At 47.7% G+C, this 17,994-nt stretch carries 13 protein-coding genes; 1 reads left to right on the top strand and 12 read right to left on the bottom strand.

The window, feature by feature from the left end; genetic code table 11:
* Positions 1-78 precede the first annotated feature (78 nt).
* From PIL01S_RS12915 to PIL01S_RS12895, 5 genes are all read right to left on the bottom strand, one after another.
* Complete coding sequence (locus PIL01S_RS12915) at positions 79-516, bottom strand: hypothetical protein (protein ID WP_095290252.1); 438 nt, start codon at positions 514-516, stop codon at positions 79-81.
* A gap of 245 nt (positions 517-761) precedes the next feature.
* Positions 762-1,808: a glycoside hydrolase family 18 protein gene (locus tag PIL01S_RS12910; RefSeq protein ID WP_127537860.1), complete on the bottom strand. Its 1,047-nt coding sequence runs from the start codon at positions 1,806-1,808 to the stop codon at positions 762-764.
* On the bottom strand, positions 1,805-4,459 hold the full coding sequence (locus tag PIL01S_RS12905) for a transglutaminase domain-containing protein (protein ID WP_127537859.1): 2,655 nt from the start codon (positions 4,457-4,459) through the stop codon (positions 1,805-1,807). Before PIL01S_RS12905 ends, PIL01S_RS12910 begins: the two co-directional genes overlap by 4 nt.
* Positions 4,456-5,493: a carbohydrate-binding family 9-like protein gene (locus tag PIL01S_RS12900; RefSeq protein WP_127537858.1), complete on the bottom strand. Its 1,038-nt coding sequence runs from the start codon at positions 5,491-5,493 to the stop codon at positions 4,456-4,458. The genes PIL01S_RS12905 and PIL01S_RS12900 overlap by 4 nt, the downstream gene beginning before the upstream one ends.
* Before the next feature lie 14 nt (positions 5,494-5,507).
* On the bottom strand, positions 5,508-6,794 hold the full coding sequence (locus PIL01S_RS12895; RefSeq protein WP_174818690.1) for an alpha-L-fucosidase: 1,287 nt from the start codon (positions 6,792-6,794) through the stop codon (positions 5,508-5,510).
* Between the two features lie 148 nt (positions 6,795-6,942).
* On the opposite strand from PIL01S_RS12895, the gene PIL01S_RS12890 reads away from it, so the two are divergent.
* Positions 6,943-9,231, top strand: a complete 2,289-nt coding sequence (locus PIL01S_RS12890) for a helix-turn-helix domain-containing protein (protein ID WP_246058247.1) — start codon at positions 6,943-6,945, stop codon at positions 9,229-9,231.
* 95 nt (positions 9,232-9,326) lie between these two features.
* Here PIL01S_RS12890 and PIL01S_RS12885 read toward each other — a convergent pair whose 3' ends face one another.
* The 7 genes from PIL01S_RS12885 to PIL01S_RS12855 all read right to left on the bottom strand — a co-directional run bounded on the left by PIL01S_RS12885 (position 9,327) and on the right by PIL01S_RS12855 (position 17,908).
* The gene (locus PIL01S_RS12885) at positions 9,327-10,946 is read right to left on the bottom strand and encodes an extracellular solute-binding protein (protein WP_127537855.1); all 1,620 of its coding nucleotides are present in this window, start codon (positions 10,944-10,946) and stop codon (positions 9,327-9,329) included.
* Positions 10,947-10,984: 38 nt separating this feature from the next.
* The gene (locus tag PIL01S_RS12880; RefSeq protein ID WP_127537854.1) at positions 10,985-11,893 is read right to left on the bottom strand and encodes a carbohydrate ABC transporter permease; all 909 of its coding nucleotides are present in this window, start codon (positions 11,891-11,893) and stop codon (positions 10,985-10,987) included.
* 13 nt (positions 11,894-11,906) lie between these two features.
* Positions 11,907-12,896 carry an ABC transporter permease gene (locus PIL01S_RS12875; protein ID WP_095290239.1) on the bottom strand — a complete coding sequence of 330 codons (990 nt, stop codon included), beginning with the start codon at positions 12,894-12,896 and terminating at the stop codon, positions 11,907-11,909.
* 548 nt (positions 12,897-13,444) lie between these two features.
* A complete protein-coding gene (locus PIL01S_RS12870) occupies positions 13,445-13,708 on the bottom strand; it encodes a YlbG family protein (RefSeq protein ID WP_095290540.1) in 264 nt (87 codons plus the stop codon).
* Between the two features lie 87 nt (positions 13,709-13,795).
* Positions 13,796-14,236 carry a YlbF/YmcA family competence regulator gene (locus PIL01S_RS12865; RefSeq protein WP_095290237.1) on the bottom strand — a complete coding sequence of 147 codons (441 nt, stop codon included), beginning with the start codon at positions 14,234-14,236 and terminating at the stop codon, positions 13,796-13,798.
* Positions 14,237-14,362: 126 nt separating this feature from the next.
* Positions 14,363-16,168 carry a helicase-associated domain-containing protein gene (locus PIL01S_RS12860; RefSeq protein WP_127537853.1) on the bottom strand — a complete coding sequence of 602 codons (1,806 nt, stop codon included), beginning with the start codon at positions 16,166-16,168 and terminating at the stop codon, positions 14,363-14,365.
* A 48-nt stretch (positions 16,169-16,216) separates the two neighbouring features.
* Positions 16,217-17,908, bottom strand: a complete 1,692-nt coding sequence (locus tag PIL01S_RS12855; RefSeq protein ID WP_127537852.1) for a DNA repair helicase XPB — start codon at positions 17,906-17,908, stop codon at positions 16,217-16,219.
* Positions 17,909-17,994: the final 86 nt, after the last annotated feature.

Genomic DNA, 17,994 nt, shown 5'->3' with positions numbered 1-17,994 from the left:
CAAAAAAAGCATGCAGCTTGTCTGCATGCGATGTAGCTTGAATATATCATGGCTAAAATCTTAAATGTTTCTTCTGAATTACCTATGCTTCCGACTGTTCTTCACCAGAGTCATTCGTCTGGAATGCCTCAACCAGGAATAATACGATTTCAGGTCACGGAGCTCAATGGTCTCTGACATTCGCCCCAAAAAGGTAACTACAATCATCTTGTGAAGAGGATTGCCGGCGATGTCATATTCACCTTCAAGCTCGGAAAATTCCGCAACCACTACCACATCCTCGTCGATGAGGTAGACGTCCTGCTCATTACGGTAGTATGGCGTAATACGGTCCTGCTTCAGACACTCCCATAACCAAGCCGCAATATGGTCATCATCATTACGTGTGGGCTCAATACGGTCTGCATACCGCATTTTGGCATGATGGGTAATGACGATGTCAGCCACTTTTTTGTCTCCAAGAGCTACGAAAAACGGCTCGTAGGTGCTCCAACGTTGCATCACCTTATCACGCATGGGAATCACTCTCCACCAGATAGGACTTTCTATCTATTTATTACCAAATATATTACAACATAAGTCCCGCAAGCTCAAGGCGTAAGTTCAGATTTTTTCACAAAATCCGTTTTGTGCCTAATTCTTTATAAAAGTGAGCCAAAACCTATGATAACCAATAACCTTCTCTCTATATTAATCTCTTTTTAAAAGAAAAGGAACCCGCGATATGCCGGATTCCGCAGAAGGTATTCAGTTTCTCACACCTATAACACATGTCGTCCTGCGCCGAGCTCGTCATCCATCGTTCTCAGCAGCTCATGTGACGCATCACATTTGTATTCCCAGAAAATCAATCCCGCGAGATCCTGTTCCAGGATATATCGGCATTTGGCCGTTACTGATTCCGGATCGTCGTATGAAATGAGCGTGTTGCCATTAAACAAATAAGGTGCCTTCGCTTCATCATCCCAATACCGAATATATCCGTTAAGGTCAATATACTTCTCGCTTAACTCTGTATATTCCGGACCGTAGCCTCCGGTCGTCTCAGCCATCTGATGCAATCCGTTGTTACGGTCAGGCACCCCCTTCCACATTCGAGAGTAAAATGCCGCACCAATGACGATTTTATTTCGGGGTACACCCGCCTTTAGAAACATGCGTACGGACGCATCCGTGCTAATCCGGTATAAATCACCTGTCGCAGTATAGAGGTTGGTATGGTGTCCAGTCAGCACCTGAAAACCTCCACGCATGTCATATGTCATCAGCTGCACATAATCAAGATACTGCTGTACCTGATCCATTTCCGTGCCGTCAATGTAGTACTGGTCAGCACCGGCTGCAATCGTCAGCATGTAGTATATATCATCTTGCTCACCTTGCTTCGTCAGAGCTGCCCTCATTGTTTTTAACAAAAGTGTAAAGTTAACTCTGTCCTCTGCAGAGGCAGCAATACCCGCCTCCCCATAGCACGGGTATTCCCAATCCAGATCAATCCCGTCCAGGCCATAGGTAGTCACTGCCAGAACAGCTGATTCTGCGAGCTTTTGTCTTCCTTGCTCGGTCGCCGCTGCCTCCGAGAATCCGCCTGCACTCCAGCCTCCCACAGACAAAATCATTTTCAAATCCGGGAAAGCTTTCTTGATCATTGGAATCCGATCCATATGCTGCAGATGGCTAGTCTGAATGATACCTTCCTTTATATGAGCAAAAGCGATATTGATATGCGTCATCCGGCTCAGCTCTGCCTCCGGTACATTATTCAAATCACGATGTCCGACGTATCCAATAATCCATTTGGAGTTCATAGGCTGCCTCCATCATGTTGGAATGGTTCGCTGCGCTGTCCGGCCAACTGCGAGCTTACCTGAATGGCTCCCTTCACGGCACCAATCCGATATCCGGATGAGACATAACGAATCTGATAAACCTCATCCAGAACAACCAGATGGGGGTATCCTGACTCTGTCGCTCCAGAGCTACGGAATACCTCGGGCAGTGAGGCAGTTGATGCCTCGCCTAACCGGACTTGTGACGGCAGCATCTCAAGCTGCTCCGTCTTCAGGGATTTCCCTGTACCAGCAGAGCCAGTAATTAAAACAACCGATATATTCCGTTCCACCAGCTCTTGCTTCAGATCAGCAAGTTCCTTCAGCAAATGCATGGTCGGTTCCCGGTCCGGTTCAATCCAGGAAAGAAGTATGCCTGCAGCCGTTCCACTTACGCTATGCTCGAGTGTAGTTACGTTCTCGTCCTGCCATCGCAGTTCCGTGTGTTTATCCACCTTTCCAAGGACAGGAATTTCTTCATCGGCGCTGCGGAAGGTTACGGCAACACGAGACTCTTCCCCTTCGTTCAAATTAAAATAAGTGAATCGAGCTCTTACCGTGCCGTTTTTCAAACGTACGCCTGTCGTCATACGATAAGCCCCCTCCTCTGCTGGCAGAGGCTCATCAAACAGCTTTGTCTCTTTATAAGCAAAATGCAGGGTCACGTATTTCCCCTGAACAAGACGAGCAATGGAAATATTCTCATAGTAGGAAGCCTCCGGCATGTTTCCTCCTGACTCGTTTTGCACAAGACGAATGCTTCCCATTCCCTGCTTTCCCTTTTCTTTATCGCCAAGATCCGCGAAGATCCAGGACCCTTTCTGCCAATACTGCGGCTTGCGTTCACTTGGATGCAAACGGGATGGGATGCCAAGGCTGCGACAGAGGGCAACAAACAGGATAGCCAGCGATTCTTCGTCCCCGGCCATGATCCGAAAAGTTCCTGCCGCTGTACCCTTTCCTTTCAGATTGGGCAGATCCTCCCAATGAATGAACTTTTCCTTGAGTACCTCAGCAAGAAGCGAAGGCTCTCTCACTATTGCGTCCCTCTCATCTGAAGCAAACGCGGCTTGGAATTGTTTCCTGTACGGCCCAAGCATTTCAAAGGCAACGCGCGGACATAACAAATGGGGAATAAACAAGGTATCCGGGAGCATACCACGCAGCGGAAGCGAATAAGCTAAATGCTCATGCAGGACCGGACGGAACGTATCAATTAAATCTTTACTATTCAGCGACTCCAGCAGCAATAACGGCCATTGCCCGTGCTCAGGAGAGCTTTCCCTGAGAAACGCAGCAATTTCATGGCCATTTCCGCGCGCCTTCTGCATGACGTCCCATACCCTCGCCTCCGGAAGGCTTAGCTCGCGAGATAGATCGATGCTCTCCTTATGGGTTACAAAGGTGGCTTCAAACGCAGTCCGGATATACGTCCCTTCCGACAAACGCTGCTGATGGAGTGACTCCGCTTCCCCTGTCAATGGCGGGAGTTCCTCTCCCTCCGTCTCAGGCGGAGGAACCATATCGAAATCAATCAATCCGCTCTCCTGCTCAGGTTGATTTTGCAGATCCAGCACGAGTTCCAATCGGTCTGTTTGGTCAATCGTGATCTTATGCTCTCGCCACCGTCCCTGATATACCGCCCGGATGAGCAGGTCGCCATATCCCGTTTTGAAGACCACTTCTCCGTCTTCATTTGTCAGTAACTCCGCAATCGGATAGAATTCGGCCATGTTATACAGCTCAAATCGTACGGAAACACCCTCCACTGCAACTCCGGCCAGATCCTTGACCGCTACAGTGAGCTCCTTCGTTGGAGCGTAATTCTCCAACAGATTCAGCTCGGTGTACCATTCGGTTGCCAGTGTCACATCCTCTGGACCATGGTAACCACCCAGTACTCTCGTATTCATCAGCATCGACCGACGGGCAGGAGGCGTAAACCATCCCTGATTCAGCCTGGCTTCCGGTTCACAGGCGCCGATATAATGCCAGGTTCCGTCAGCCCATGCTTCCACCCAGGCATGATTGTCATCACAATGCGCCCAGCGAGGAGTGTATACCTGACGGGCAGGGATACCAATACTTCGCAGTGCGGTCACTGCCAGCGTTGATTCTTCCCCGCAGCGTCCCCTTGCACTCCGAATCATGGTGAGCGGCGAAACCGTCCTAAGGTCGCTGCCGGTATAGACTGCCTTTTCATGGCACCAGTAGTTGGCTTCCAGAATCGCTTCTGACATCGTGAGCGACATGATGCGATCGGACAGTTCTGCGTAGAAGATCGCTCGGCAATCTTCGATATTCTCCGTATTCACCCTGCATGGAAGCACAAAGTGAAGGAACAAATCATCCGGTACCCGCTGCCCCCATGGAACCTCCCGCCGTATTCGCAGAGTTGATCTTACGTGATTTAAAAACAGTACACCCGGAACATCTGCCAGATCCTGAAGCGGACTGTATGCATACACAAACTTGAGCGCCCACTCTTCTTCTACGGACAGCGGCTCCCTAAATACGGAAAAGATCTCGTCAGCCTGTGCCTGGACAAGCTTCTTTTTGATACGGAGTTTATCTTCAATCGATTTCATTTCTTCGGGGGTAAGCGAAAACGCCGACGTTTGTACACTCATTTCGTATCCCTCTCTTCCCACAGGTTCCCGTCTTCGCGAATGAACCATCTTCCGGTCCCATCCGCAGTCGCAGCTGAAATTTGAAATAGGCTTGTAGCAGCATAAACCTCAGGATGAACTTCCACTTCAGAAATCCAGCCGAGCAATGACAGACCTTGCGTAAATGTCCCATTCTTTTCTCTGTAATTACGCTGCAGATAATATAGCTTTCTTAGCTCCCATTTAATCCGTTCATCCTGTGGCAGCACAAAATCGTCATGACCATCCTCACCCGCAAACACAACATAACCCCATAGTTCGGGATAATGCATATTCACCAGTCCCATCGGCGACCAGACCCAGTTGTCCTCGGGATATGGCTTACCGGTTGCGGGATCCATTATTTTGCGGTAATTTCCATCCACCACTTCAGTCTGCCACTCCACCCGTGAGAAATTGACTCTCCAAAATTCACCCGGCAGGGGTGCCCGCTTTTCCTTGGCGCATTCTTTCAGACTGGTCCACGGGATCGCAACCTCAACAGACCATTTCCGGTTAATCCCTTCGGGACGATTCAGCTCGCCGTCAATATACACGGCTGTCTTCAATCCTTTTAAATCCCAGCTGTCCAGCGGTGGCCCTCCGTCCCGGTATGGCTTGATGAGGAGCAGGTCCCATACCGTATTTAGCGCATTGATCTCGAATTCATAATAACCGTGGCTGTCCCCGTCAGGATCAATAAAAATTTCAAAGTCATTATCATAAAAAATGACAGAATCCCGCTCCGTCAGCGTTGCCCAGATCTGATCTTCCCAAAGCTCGGCACCAAAATAAAAATATTCATCATCCCATAGCATTTTCACCCTTGTATCCTTGGCCGGAGCAGGACGAAGATCCCCTTCAATATCTACGAACTTGTCCGTCCATTCCGCCTGATCCCAAAAAGGCTTATCCAGCCTTCCGTCAAGCTCCAATCCACCTGCTGCACGATGGCAAATGTAGTGTTTCGGCTGATAAATATCGATATGCGGTATAGGCACGCCACTTAGCATCATGTTGATCCCTCCATTCAGTTATGAGTAACGACTGCCCCGGAGCCGCCATACATGTCTACCTTTTCATCGAACTCCAGCTTCACTACCGTTGTCAGTTCATGGGTGTCTTCACCCGTCAGGTGAATCCAGGTTGTACCAGGAATTTGAAACCACGGAACCCCGCCGTGAATGTCATACGTCAGTTCTTTGCCTGAATGCAGCACGGATACTTTCCTGATCTCGTTACACAGTCCCTTCACACAAATGCTTTCCTTCGGATCACCATGCACAAAGAGATAGAGTGTCTTTCCATCTGCCGAGAGCGTGCTTCCATCTCCATAATATCTGCTCATAATTCCGTCTCTTGTCCCGTATACCGCTTCTGCATGTGCTCTAATCCACTCGCCCAGTCCAAGCAGGATGGCTTCCTGCCTCTCATCAATTGTTCCGTCCTCTCTTGGGCCGATATCGAGCAGCATGTTGCCACCCATGGAGATGCAGTCGCAGAACATGCGAACGATTTGAGACAGTGATTTGTATTGCTGATCCGTAGGGACGTAGCCCCATGAGGAATTGATCGTTGTACAAAACTCCCACGGCCCATCTGGTCTCGTAATCGGCAGCCCTTGTTCGGGCGTTTTGTAATCCCCATGTCCCTGCAGGCGTGAATTGATGATGAGATCTGGCTGCATTGATTTCAAATACTGCTTGAATTCCGGCAGGTTCCACTGCTTCTCGCTTCGTTCCCAATCCCCGTCAAACCACAGCAGGTCAACCTTGCCAAATCCGGTGAGTAATTCTTTCAATTGATGGTTGTTAAACTCCAAAAACTTCTGCCATTTGGTTTCATCCTGAATCCCATCCAAGGGATAGGAGAACGGATTGCTAGAACCGGGGTCATCCGGCACCTTGCCACCTTCATATACACTTGGGTAATCCGGGTGGGACCAGTCGATCAACGAGTAGTAGAGTCCAAGCCGAAGTCCCTTCGCCGTGATCGCATCGGCATATTCTTTGACAATGTCACGCGCAGCCCGTGTCTTCTTTACCGTGTTCAAGTCACTGTACTGTGTATCCCACAGAGCGACTCCGTCATGATGCTTGGTTGTCAGCACAGCATACTTGGCACCCGATTTCTCGATCAGATCCGCCCACGCCGCGGCATCGAACTTGGAGGCCGTGAATCCCTCCATTTGCTTCATGTAGTCGTCATAAGTCATGCGTCCATTGTAAAAAGACCACGACTCCGCAACACCGTCCACGGCATAGATTCCATAGTGAATAAAAATCCCCAGCTTCGCATACTCAAACCATTTCTGCATCATCATCTACACCTTTTTCTCTGCGATATTTGGAAACCGTGTGCACACGTGCGAAAAAGCTATGTCCAAACCGTTTTTTTATTGATATCATTTATAAGAAAGAAATGGCATTTCTCCATATGGAAAGGAGGCAGCATTTCACTTGCGAATGGACTATTTCAAATCCAAACTGTTCCTGAAATACATTTGGTCCTACCTGTTCATTCTGCTAATTCCTCTCGTATTTATGACCGTATTTCTCTATGAAAACGCAGTTAAAACCCTCCGTACTGAGATTGAAAGCTCGCGTCTGGCCCAGTTATCACAAACCAACGTAACCATTGACAGCCGAATGAAAGAGCTGAGCGAGATTGCTTCCCGCATTTCTTACGATAATCGGCTCTCTTCCTATCGGGTCACCAATACCCAAACCAGCCCGGAAGCCATTCGTGCCTTGGATCAGTACAAAGCCACCAGTTCCATGATTGATGAAATCTATCTTTATTTCCACGATGATACACGTATTTATTCCAGCAAAGGTCTGACCGATTTTGAGGTGTTTGCCGACAATCTCAGCTTCGAGAGATGGGACAAACAATCCCTGTATAACGATCTCAACGAAACGAAGCACCCTACCGTAAGACCTGCCGATGTGGTAACCAAAACTGGTGGAGTACAGGACCGCAAGCTTGCTTACCTTATTCCCATTACTCCCAATAGTCTGAACCCCCACGCCACGGTCATGGTTTTTATCAAGGAGTCGCAGATTACGAGCCTGATTGATTCCATACTCGGAAACTATCAAGGGCTGACCTATGTCCTCGATGCAGAGGGTCAGGTACTAACGGCCAACCATCAGGGAGATACGCTAAGTACAGATGCATTGGCTGCCTTGTTTAAAACCATTACTCCAGGAATCCAGGAGCGAACACTGGACGGCAAAGATCATTCCATCGTATCTGTGCAATCGGAAACCAACGGCTGGACCTACATGACTGTAATGCCAAGCTCCCAGTTCTTCAGCAGTGTACTGGATGTCCGCAGTTTCATGATAATGATCATAGGTATTGTGCTGCTGGTCGGAGTCGCCATTGCTCTCGTTCTCGCCAAGATGCAGTATCAGCCTATCTCAACTCTGGTCGAATTTGCCGCTTCCCGTTTCCCGGAAAAGAAGCCTGATGGAGAGTCTCGAAATGGAAATGCCAATGAACTGGAACGGATTCGTTCAGCCTTGCAGAATTACAGCTCCCGCATTGATTTACAGGAACCGTATGCTCGGAACCAGTACTTGTCAACCTTAATTAAGTCTGGAAATCCAGATCCATTATCTTCTGAACTGGTGCAGCTGTTCGACCTGAAACTGAACAAGGATTATTTGTTTGTCATGGTCATTGGCTGGAATGATTCCCAGCATGCCGATATGGAACTCCGCCGCCGCATTGCAAGCAGTCTTGCACAGATTGAATTGCCTGATCTGCAGGCAACTGGTTATGGCGTTGAGCTGCCCCAGCTGGACCGATTCGGTTTAATCATGAGTTTTGATTCCGCTGAAGGAATCGATCTGATAACACGTATAAAACAGATTATGGAGCAGATAAGAGGCTTGCTTTTGGAAACATTATCCATAACCCCGTTGATTGGTGCCGGAAGTGCCTATTCGCAGCTTCACGAACTGACCCAATCTTACGTTGAAGCCTGTTCTGCTTTTGATTTGCTCGTACCTGGTGAGTATGGATCATCCGCTTTATTTGAAGAAATGTCCAAGACACCGAGCCATTCCTACTGGATTCCGAACCATATGCAGCTGAAGCTGGTTCAAAGTCTGAAACAGGGAAATATCGATATCGCTACTCAGATGATTCACTCATCCGTGACCAGTTTGCAGTCTTCGATGCTGCCTGCACTGCTTGTACGATGCATCAGCTTCGATCTGCTGAACACAATCCTTAAGACAGCTTCGGAACTTGGAGAACATCAAATGCTGCAGCAGATTGCTCCCAACATGGTGTTTAGCAGCTCGCTGGAAGAGCTTGAATCCGTTCTGCTCTTGCTTGCCTCCCAGTTATGCAATGAGGTGAAAAAGGATACGCAGCAGGAAGAGCAGACATTGATAGACCGCATTATTGAATACATCGATGCCCATTTTACAGATCACAATCTTAGCCTGGATACGCTTGCGTATGAATTTGAAGTTTCACCTTCCCATGTGAGCCGCTCCTTCAAGGAGAAGACTGGAATCAACTTCCTTCAGTACATTTGGCAAAAACGACTCGACAGGGTCTTTCATCAGCTAAAAACAACGGATACCCCTCTGAAAGATCTCATTCAGGAAGTCGGATATCTGGATACACCGAATTTCATCCGTAAATTCAAGAAGGAAACCGGGCTTACACCAGGACAATATCGCAAGCTTCATCGCACTACGGGTAGTGATGCAGGAACTGAATCGGCCAGCTAATAACAGGAAAGCCAACAGACGAACAATCAGGATTGCCGTCGATGTTGGCTTTTTTCTGTTATTTCAGAGTGCAGCGAACGGGGATTCACATCCGATTACTTGCCTGCGGAATTCCACGTATCATACACTTCCTGATAGATTTCCTGAATCCGGTCTCCACCCATTTTCTTCATCTGTTCAACATAGCCGTCCCAGTTGGACAATGGCTCTTCCCCGGTTACAAACTTCGCTTCCATCTGCTTCACGTACGTATCAAGATCAGATAACAATGCGGAGGCTTCATCCTGCTGTTCGTTGGTCAGATACGCATTCGGAAACGGTGCTTTACCGATCGGGATCAGCTTCTCTTCGTTCTCTTTTGCAATCCACTCGTCAAATTCGGTCGTCAGACCATTCGTCAGCTCCGGTGAGTTATGACCCGGAGTCAGCATGCCGAAGTTTGGCGTAATGGTGCCTCTGTACTCTTCCCGATCACCGCCTCCAGGAACAGGCAGCCATTCTTTTTCATACGTATCTTTGTTGGTATACTTCCACAGCGTGCCTTCAGGACCTTGATTGAAGAGCGTTTGTCCCTCGATGGAATACAAGTAATCGATCCAGCGCATGGTTGCTTCAGGATGCTCATTCACACTTGTGATGGCAAATGTTCCGTTAGCAGAGAGTCCTGGATGCATACCGTAAACAGGCGTTCCTGCAATATCGCTCGCTACGGGTGTCATAAGCGGATTTTTCATTGCCGCATCCGGATCGCCACCCAAAGTAAAGTAGGAGTAATAGTCGTTAAAGAGAGCAATCTGATTGTTTTCCCCTTTGGCTTTTTTCTGCTCAGGGGTTTGCGAGAAGGTTTCGTGATCCAGCAGATCTTCCTTCCACAAACGATTCATAAATTCCAAATATCCCTTGTATCCTTCCTGCATCGGGCTATAAAACACCTTATCTTGCTTATCTACGTAAACGACAGGGTCATATATGCCCCAGAAGCCCAGAAAATACATGCGCAGATCATCCAGCTTCACGGAGGTCAGTGGAATTTCATCGGCCTTGCCGTTGCCATTCGGATCTTCTGTCTTCACTCGCTTCAGCAGCGCGTACAATTCCTCTGTCGTTTTTGGCAGTTCTTTTACACCAAGCGCTTCCAGCATACTGCCGTTATACCACATGGGGCTGCGATACCAGACGGCGGCACTGTCGATGAATGGCAGGGCGTAAATGTGTCCTTCTGGCGTTGTGAACGATTTGCGAATATCCGGATTCTCATCGAACAATTTTTTAATGTTCGGAGCATATCCCCCATCAATGTAAGGTTCAAGCGGGATAAGTGAGCCTTGGGTGCCATAGGTCACCTGCTCTGCCGGTGTAAGATCGGCTCCGTACAGTACATCAGGCAAATCTCCACTTGCAAAGACAAGGTTCTTCTTGGTTGCAAAGCTGTCAATCGGAGTAAGCTGAAATTCAAACTTGATGTTGGTAAGCTTCTCTGCTTCCTGAATAACAGGCATGGTATTCCAATCTGCCACGCCTACATCCTGGGACATCATGGTCAATGTGATCGGTTCCTCCACAATAGGAAAACCCTCTTGCTTCACCCCTGTCTCTTCCGGTGTACCCGGTTCAGCGGTTGAACCGCCATCAGGAGATGCTCCGCATGCCGCAAGCATGCTTGCAGCAAGGATCAGACTTAACAGAACCGTTGATTTCTTGTGAGCTCTCTTCATGACAACAACTCCCTTTTTGATGATTTATTTGGTATAGATCAGCCCTTGACGGAACCAATCATGACACCCTGAACGAAGTACCGCTGCAAAAACGGATAGATGATAATGACCGGAAGTGTCGGTACAATAATGACTGCATAACGGACGAGTGCCGCCACTTCGGCTTTGTTATTCAGTGCCGAGGCCGATGAGCCGTCCATCATGCCGGAGCCTTGCGCTGACATTTCCTGCAGGACAAGAATCTGTCTTAACACGAGCTGAAGCGGATATTTGGCAGAATCATTCAAATAAATCATTGCTGAAAAATAACTGTTCCAGTGACCTACTCCGTAGAAGAGCGCCATAACCGCTATGATCGGCATGGATAATGGCAGTACGATTTTGAAAAACAGCTTAAAATTAGAACAACCGTCCATCTGTGCAGCCTCCTGAAGCTCGCTCGGGATCGTTCCCTGGAAGAAGGTGCGGGAGACGATGATATTCCATACCGAAGCTGCGGAAGGCAAAATCAGTGCCCACATGCTGTTGATCATGCCGAGCTCCTTAATCAGCAGATAACTCGGTACCAGTCCTCCGCCGAAGAACATCGTGAACATAAAGACGCCCATAAAGAACCCCCTGCCGACCAGGTCTCTTCTGCTGAGCGCATAGGCTGCAGGAATGGTGACCGCCAGGTTCACGGCAGTACCGACAACCGTATACAGAATCGTATTTGCGTAGCCTGACCAGATTCGTTGATCCTGAAGCACACGCTCATAACCTTCAAACGTGATATCTTTTGGAAATAGCCACATTGCACCTGAAGCAACTTCCTTCGGATTGCTGATAGAGGCGCTAATCATATATACCAGCGGGTACGCCACAAGAAGGAAAGCAATCGTAACGTAGATGTAGTTCAAGGTTAGAAAAATTTTGTCTTGTCTCGTTTCCTGAATACCGGTTAACATTCAGCCTCCTCCTTTACCACAGACTGTTCTCGCTCGTCTTGCGTACGATTTGGTTGACGGTAACGAGCAAAAACGCATTAATTACAGAGTTAAACAAGCCGACAGCGGTAGAGAAGCTGTACTGGGCATTTTCAAGACCTGAACGGTATACGAAAGTGGATATGACATCGGAAGATTCCATGTTCAGTGGGTTCTGCATCAGAAGGATCTTCTCAAACCCTACCCCCAGCAGACTCCCCATGTTCAGAATGAGCAGGATGGTCATGGTTGGTACCAGCACGGGAATGTTAATGTGCCGGATACGCTGCAGTCGGTTTGCCCCGTCTATAATTGCTGCTTCATGCAAGCCAGGATCCACTCCAGACAACGCAGCAAGGTAAATGATCGTTCCCCAGCCCGCACTTTGCCATACGCCGGAGAGAACGTATACCGTCTTAAACCATGCAGGGCTTGTCAGAAATGAGGGTGCATCTATTCCCATCCATTCCACGAAACGGATCAGGATTCCGGTTGATGGAGAGAGGAAAGCAATCACCATCCCAACCATCACGACAACTGAGATAAAATGAGGTGCATAAGTGACGGTTTGGACCAGCTTTTTGAAACGTTTATGCTTCAGTTCATTAAACGCCAGAGCCAGAATAATCGGAATCGGAAACCCGACAGCCAGCTCATACAAACTGATCGCCAGTGTGTTCCACATCAAATCCCAGAAATAATAGGATTCAAAGAACCTTACAAAATGATCAAAACCTACCCAAGGACTCCCAAATACTCCGCGTACCGGATTGTAATTTTTGAACGCAATCTGGATGCCGTACATGGGTCCGTAATGAAAGATGAGAAAATACAGAAATGCGGGTGCAATAAACAAATACAGTTGCCAGTTTCTCCAGACCTTTTGCCATCGCTTTCTACTGATGTTCGGCTTGTATAATGTCTGCTGCCGATTGGCCGTTTTTACTTCCTGCACACAGGATCGCCTCCTTCTGTCGCTTCTCATGTTTGGGTCATACGCTGCAGGAAAACGTTGGAGCATTCATGTTGCATGTTAGTTTTGTTGGCGCAGCTGTAGTTTAACAATAGGGGATCACGCATTTTTTCGTAAATATGTCATTTTGTCAGGCCCAATAAACATTGATACAACAAGGTTTTTTAACGTTTCTCCTCCAGTTTAACAATTCATAAATGTGTTGTTTTCGACCATAAGAAAGCGATTACAATTGCAAAAGTGGAAAATTACCAATTGAAAATTTCGTGTGTACACGATTTATTTTACATCACGTTTACTTATTTTCGATAAATTCACTCTTTTAATGTTATCTTAATTAACAATTCAATAACATGATCCTGCCTTCACTTAGTACTTCTATGATTTCTTCATGGTCGGTATTTACCTACTGTTCATATGTACCACGTTCTTGCAGGTGGATCGAAGTATAATCCCCAAAAGAAAAGGTCGCCATGAAGGCGACCTTTGATCAAATATGTTTTATTATTCCGCCCTTATGTCCAGTTCCACCAAATCACTAACGTTGAAGACTGTATATTTTAAATCCCGTAAAAACTTGTTTTGTCCATCGTTTTACTGGCATACTCTGTCTTGATTTCATTACGGTAAGATCTTTCAATCTTGCGCACATAGGACAGCCGCTTCACATTTTTCATCGTATCTTCAGCCCGCTCTGCATTAACATACATGACGACATAATGCATACGGCGGGAAATGTAATGAACGGTACCATACTTTTCGAGATTGCGGGCTGCTTTTAGATCACTAACCCAAATAATAAATCCTGTCCTTTCCGCAAACATCATTTTCCCCGCCCTTCTTATAATGGAGACCGGACGCTTCGAGGAGAAGGTCCGGTCTATATGGATTTTAATTCATTCGGAATTCAGTTAACCGCAGCTGCACTTGCCGCCACTTCCACAGCCGCCACCTTTGGGGTTCGGGTCATTGCTCGGAACCTTGATTGTGGTAGAGACTGCATAAGCAATGGTTTCAGACATCTGGTGAAGCATTTCATCGAGTGCTCTCTCCGCCTGCTTAAAGCGAGCTACTGCCTCAATTTGTTCCAGTTCCTGTTCCAGAGCCTTCACCTGGTCTTTTGCAGCATGATAATCCGGGTGGAAGTGTCCAAAACGCTGTGTTTCTTCAAACAGTTCCTTTTTGGCTTCCAGCTTGCGTATTCCCGCTTGAACCTCCGGATTGCTCTCAACTTGCTGCTTCCAATATAAATAATCCGATACTTCGGCAGATTGGTTAATCATGTCGCCCAGTTCATATGCGCCCGTCAACACTTGGGCCATATCGACCGTGTTCAATTCCGCTACGCTCATGAAATTCATCCTATCTATATATAAAGTTCTACGTAAGGTAGACTACTTTATCATAGCATATCCCCCGGTAGTTAAGAAGAGTTTTTCCTGCAAATAGAAAATAGGGGAACATAAGCTCTTCCTGCTTCAGATCTGCTCCGGAACGATTAATCTGATCTTGTCCCAATCCATGGGTGAAATGGTGCACCGTTCTATTGTCCTCTCGTCTGCCCCAGGTACAATCCAGCCTGTCAGCGTCCAATCGTCCTGTCCTTGAATTTGATCCGGAATAATGTATACCTCGGACTGTTCGTTTCTCAGTCCCAGCTTGGTCTGCCATTCTATCGCTTTTGCCGTAATCTGACGTGTCGTGGACATATGATATCGCCGCCAATCGTTATGCCACATGTCGGGAATGGAGCCGAATGCGGGTAAATCATCCGACTGCTCCACTATCGGCTGTCCTTGTGTATACGAAGATGCCCTATCCGGTTCATTTTGAATCAAGCCCTGCCTGCCATGCACATAAAAACTTTCTCGTAAACCGCTAAGCCCATCCCTTGGCTCATGCTTGTGAATCTCAGTACTCTTATCCTCCCCTGACCCCTCGCTGCATATGAAATCGGTCGGCTGTATACTTTGTATTTTCTCTGCATTTCCCCCACGCTGTGCCTTTAATCGCTCCCACTCATTTCCCCACTGTTGAATCGCGTGATACACATGCTCGGGGACTCCCGTGGCAGCATAACGGCGCAGAAATTCCACCACCTTGTCAGACGTAAACCCGCGATGTGACGCATTTACAATTTGTTCTTTGGTCACACGGTAGATGCTCATGCGATCACAGCTCAGCAGTTCGGCGCAGTGCTCTATTTTCCAGCGGACCTGCGGGACTACCTCTGCCGGGACCATAATTTCGAAATCAGGCTGTACGAAGAAAACATTCTTAGCTCTGTCCAGTTCCTGCTGTACTTTCAAGGGCAACAGCTCCTCAGGCTCAACCAACCAGCGAAAAAACAAATCACCCGATGCTTTTTCACCACTCTCTCCGTACCCCCATCCAGCCAGTGCGTTTAGCCAGCTCTGGATATATCCAGGAAGCCCGGTATCACTGCCACTGCCCTTGAAATGCGGAATCAGATCTGAAATATTGAACCAGGTCTCCTGTCCTTTACCGAGCAAGACCAGGCGATAGCGAAAATGTTGTTCTGCAGGACTGGTTACACCATATCGTTCCATGCACACCTTGAATATCTCGCGATGCATACACGACCACGGCTGCTCTAACCAGTGACTCAGAGTCTCATCATGTACCCTTATTTTCTCTTGATCCTTATGGAGAAGCCCCAAAGCAAGCAGCATATCCAGCATAATGGCGACATGAACAGGGTAGATATCCGGATGTTCGTAGTTTAAATTCAATCCGGCAAAGTCATCAGGGCATAAATGAGTCAAAGCGCTCAACCGCTGCAGCATTCTCTTGTGAATCGTACCTTTATTCGTCAATGTAAGCCCTTCTCTTGGTATCCAGGCCAATAGATGAATGATTTCGGCAGCGATATCAGGCCTTGCTTCACGAATAACGTGAATTTGATCACTACTGACCATCTGGGTTCTAGATTCCTTCTGATCCTGTTCATGTATTAAAAATGGATGTTTTCCGACTCTATTTGCGTAGGCTACGGTTAATGCAGGGATATAACGCAGCGGAATGTAGTATAGGTTCTCTCCCCAAGTTTTGCGAACCGCTTCGATCCACCCTTTTTGTCTTAGGCGCATAAAACCTAACCTGGCTTCCGCCCCGCTCAATCCTTCTTCCGCAGACTCAGTGGTGGTCATCATTACTGAAAAGGGTTGACACGCATGTTTGTGAAAAAGAGCACCAAGTACCGAATGTTCTGTGGCTGACAGTTCCATTATTTCATCGATATCCACTGCTTCATGTCCATGCATTACAATGCTCCCGCCTTTCCTTTTCCCACGCTAACGATTAATGGTGACTTAAGTATGTTCATGTATTATGGAGTATTCATATCCCTGCTCGACCAAAAACATCTGACGGCGCAATGCAAACTCCTGTTCCTTGCTATCCTCTGATACCAGCGCATAGAAATATGCTCTATTGTCACCAGGCTTAGGCCTTAAAATCCTGCCCAGTCGCTGAGCCTCTTCCTGCCTGGAACCATAACTTCCCGATATCTCAAGTGCAACAGCAGCGTCAGGAAGATCGATAGCAAAATTCGCCACCTTGGAAACTACAATGGTTTTAATTTCGCCCCGCCGAAAGGATTCGAACCACTTTACCCTTTCGTGCTGTGACATCGTACCCGAGATCAGCGGAGCGTCAATTTCCCGGGCAATGGTTTCGAGCTGGTCCAGATACTGACCGATCACAAGTGCAGGCAAACCATCATGTTGACGCAGTAATCGTCTGATCACTTGTAGCTTAGCGGGATTTTCCGCTGCAAGACGAAACTGATGTTTTCCTTCTGCCTCCAGATAGGTCGTTTTCAGATCTGTTGAAAAAGGAACACGTATCTCCTGACACTGCACATTGGCAATCCACCCTTGCCGCTCGAGCTCTTTCCACGGCATATCATAGAGTTTAGGACCAATGAGGGAGAATACATCCTGTTCACATCCATCTTCCCTCACCAAGGTTGCCGTCAATCCCAGTCTTCGCGTAGCTTGAATATCCGCAGTTGCCCGGAAGACAGGTGCAGGTAACAAATGCACCTCATCATAAATGATGAGTCCCCATTCCCGCTCACTCAGCAATTTAATGTGAGTAAAATCGGAATCTTTGGATTTTCTATGTGTAAGAATCTGATACGTAGCCACCGTGACAGGCCGAACCTGTTTTTTCTGACCGGAGTACTCCCCGATTTGATCCGAAGTAAGGGTAGTTTTATCCTGTAATTCCTGAATCCACTGCCGCACAGAGGTCGTATTGGAAGTCAGGATGAGGCATTCACATTGAAGACGTTCAAGCACAGCCATGCCAATGACTGTTTTTCCAGCTCCACAAGGCAGCACGAGCAGCCCGCTCCCTCCCATGCCCTCACTTCCCTCAAAAGCGTCTACAGCTTCTTTCTGATAAGAACGCAGTTCAAAGGCTTTCTGATCCACTTCAGTTTCATGATGCGTATTCTTTTCATTCTTCCAACCAAACGGAAGACGTGTTCCGGGGCGATAGCCTGCATAATCAAGTACAGGGTAGCCCAGACGCGTCAATTCTTGCTTGAGCAAGCCCCGCTGTTCTCCGCGAACGACAAGCTCATCCCGGGCAACACGCTCCATCCGAAAGGCCGCAATGGTTTTGAGCCCGCTTAATTCATCAAGCAGTTGTTCACTGTCTCCAACCAGACGCAGGTGCTGGTGATCCTGTTCCCAATGCAGCTTCAATTTTCCGTATTGTTTTACAATTCTCCGAATATCCTGCACAAGTGCTGCGGGTACATTCCAGCGAGAAACGGACTCTAGACTGCTAACAACTTGTTCCGCACTCCATCCGAGTGCTGCAGCATTCCACAGGGATAATGATGTCATGCGATAGGTATGAAACCCCTCCGGCGTCTTTACAAGTTCGGCGAATACGCTTAGTCGTGTCCGTGCCTGCTCGAATCCCGGATGACCCACTTCCAGCAAAATCGTAAAATCCCGTTGAACAATACAGGCATCCGTCTTCTCCATATCTGCTCCTCCGATCCGGTACCGATTACGTTGTGCTCCAAAATAGATGCTCATGACAAAAAGTTCAGTTCCGGCACACCCAGAAA

It is taken from the genome of Paenibacillus illinoisensis NBRC 15959 (assembly GCF_004000925.1).
GTDB lineage: Bacteria > Bacillota > Bacilli > Paenibacillales > Paenibacillaceae > Paenibacillus > Paenibacillus illinoisensis.
Note: the sequence above shows the minus strand (reverse complement) of the source record. Positions and strands in the feature narration are given on the sequence as shown.

Coding starts and splice junctions, on each gene's coding strand:
- PIL01S_RS12915 (WP_095290252.1), bottom strand. CDS start 516: ATGCGTGATAAGGTGATGCAACGTTGGAGCACCTACGAGCCGTTTTTC.
- PIL01S_RS12910 (WP_127537860.1), bottom strand. CDS start 1,808: ATGAACTCCAAATGGATTATTGGATACGTCGGACATCGTGATTTGAAT.
- PIL01S_RS12905 (WP_127537859.1), bottom strand. CDS start 4,459: ATGAGTGTACAAACGTCGGCGTTTTCGCTTACCCCCGAAGAAATGAAA.
- PIL01S_RS12900 (WP_127537858.1), bottom strand. CDS start 5,493: ATGATGCTAAGTGGCGTGCCTATACCGCATATCGATATTTATCAGCCG.
- PIL01S_RS12895 (WP_174818690.1), bottom strand. CDS start 6,794: ATGCAGAAATGGTTTGAGTATGCGAAGCTGGGGATTTTTATTCACTAT.
- PIL01S_RS12890 (WP_246058247.1), top strand. CDS start 6,943: ATGGACTATTTCAAATCCAAACTGTTCCTGAAATACATTTGGTCCTAC.
- PIL01S_RS12885 (WP_127537855.1), bottom strand. CDS start 10,946: ATGAAGAGAGCTCACAAGAAATCAACGGTTCTGTTAAGTCTGATCCTT.
- PIL01S_RS12880 (WP_127537854.1), bottom strand. CDS start 11,893: ATGTTAACCGGTATTCAGGAAACGAGACAAGACAAAATTTTTCTAACC.
- PIL01S_RS12875 (WP_095290239.1), bottom strand. CDS start 12,896: ATGAGAAGCGACAGAAGGAGGCGATCCTGTGTGCAGGAAGTAAAAACG.
- PIL01S_RS12870 (WP_095290540.1), bottom strand. CDS start 13,708: ATGTTTGCGGAAAGGACAGGATTTATTATTTGGGTTAGTGATCTAAAA.
- PIL01S_RS12865 (WP_095290237.1), bottom strand. CDS start 14,236: ATGAGCGTAGCGGAATTGAACACGGTCGATATGGCCCAAGTGTTGACG.
- PIL01S_RS12860 (WP_127537853.1), bottom strand. CDS start 16,168: ATGCATGGACATGAAGCAGTGGATATCGATGAAATAATGGAACTGTCA.
- PIL01S_RS12855 (WP_127537852.1), bottom strand. CDS start 17,908: ATGGAGAAGACGGATGCCTGTATTGTTCAACGGGATTTTACGATTTTG.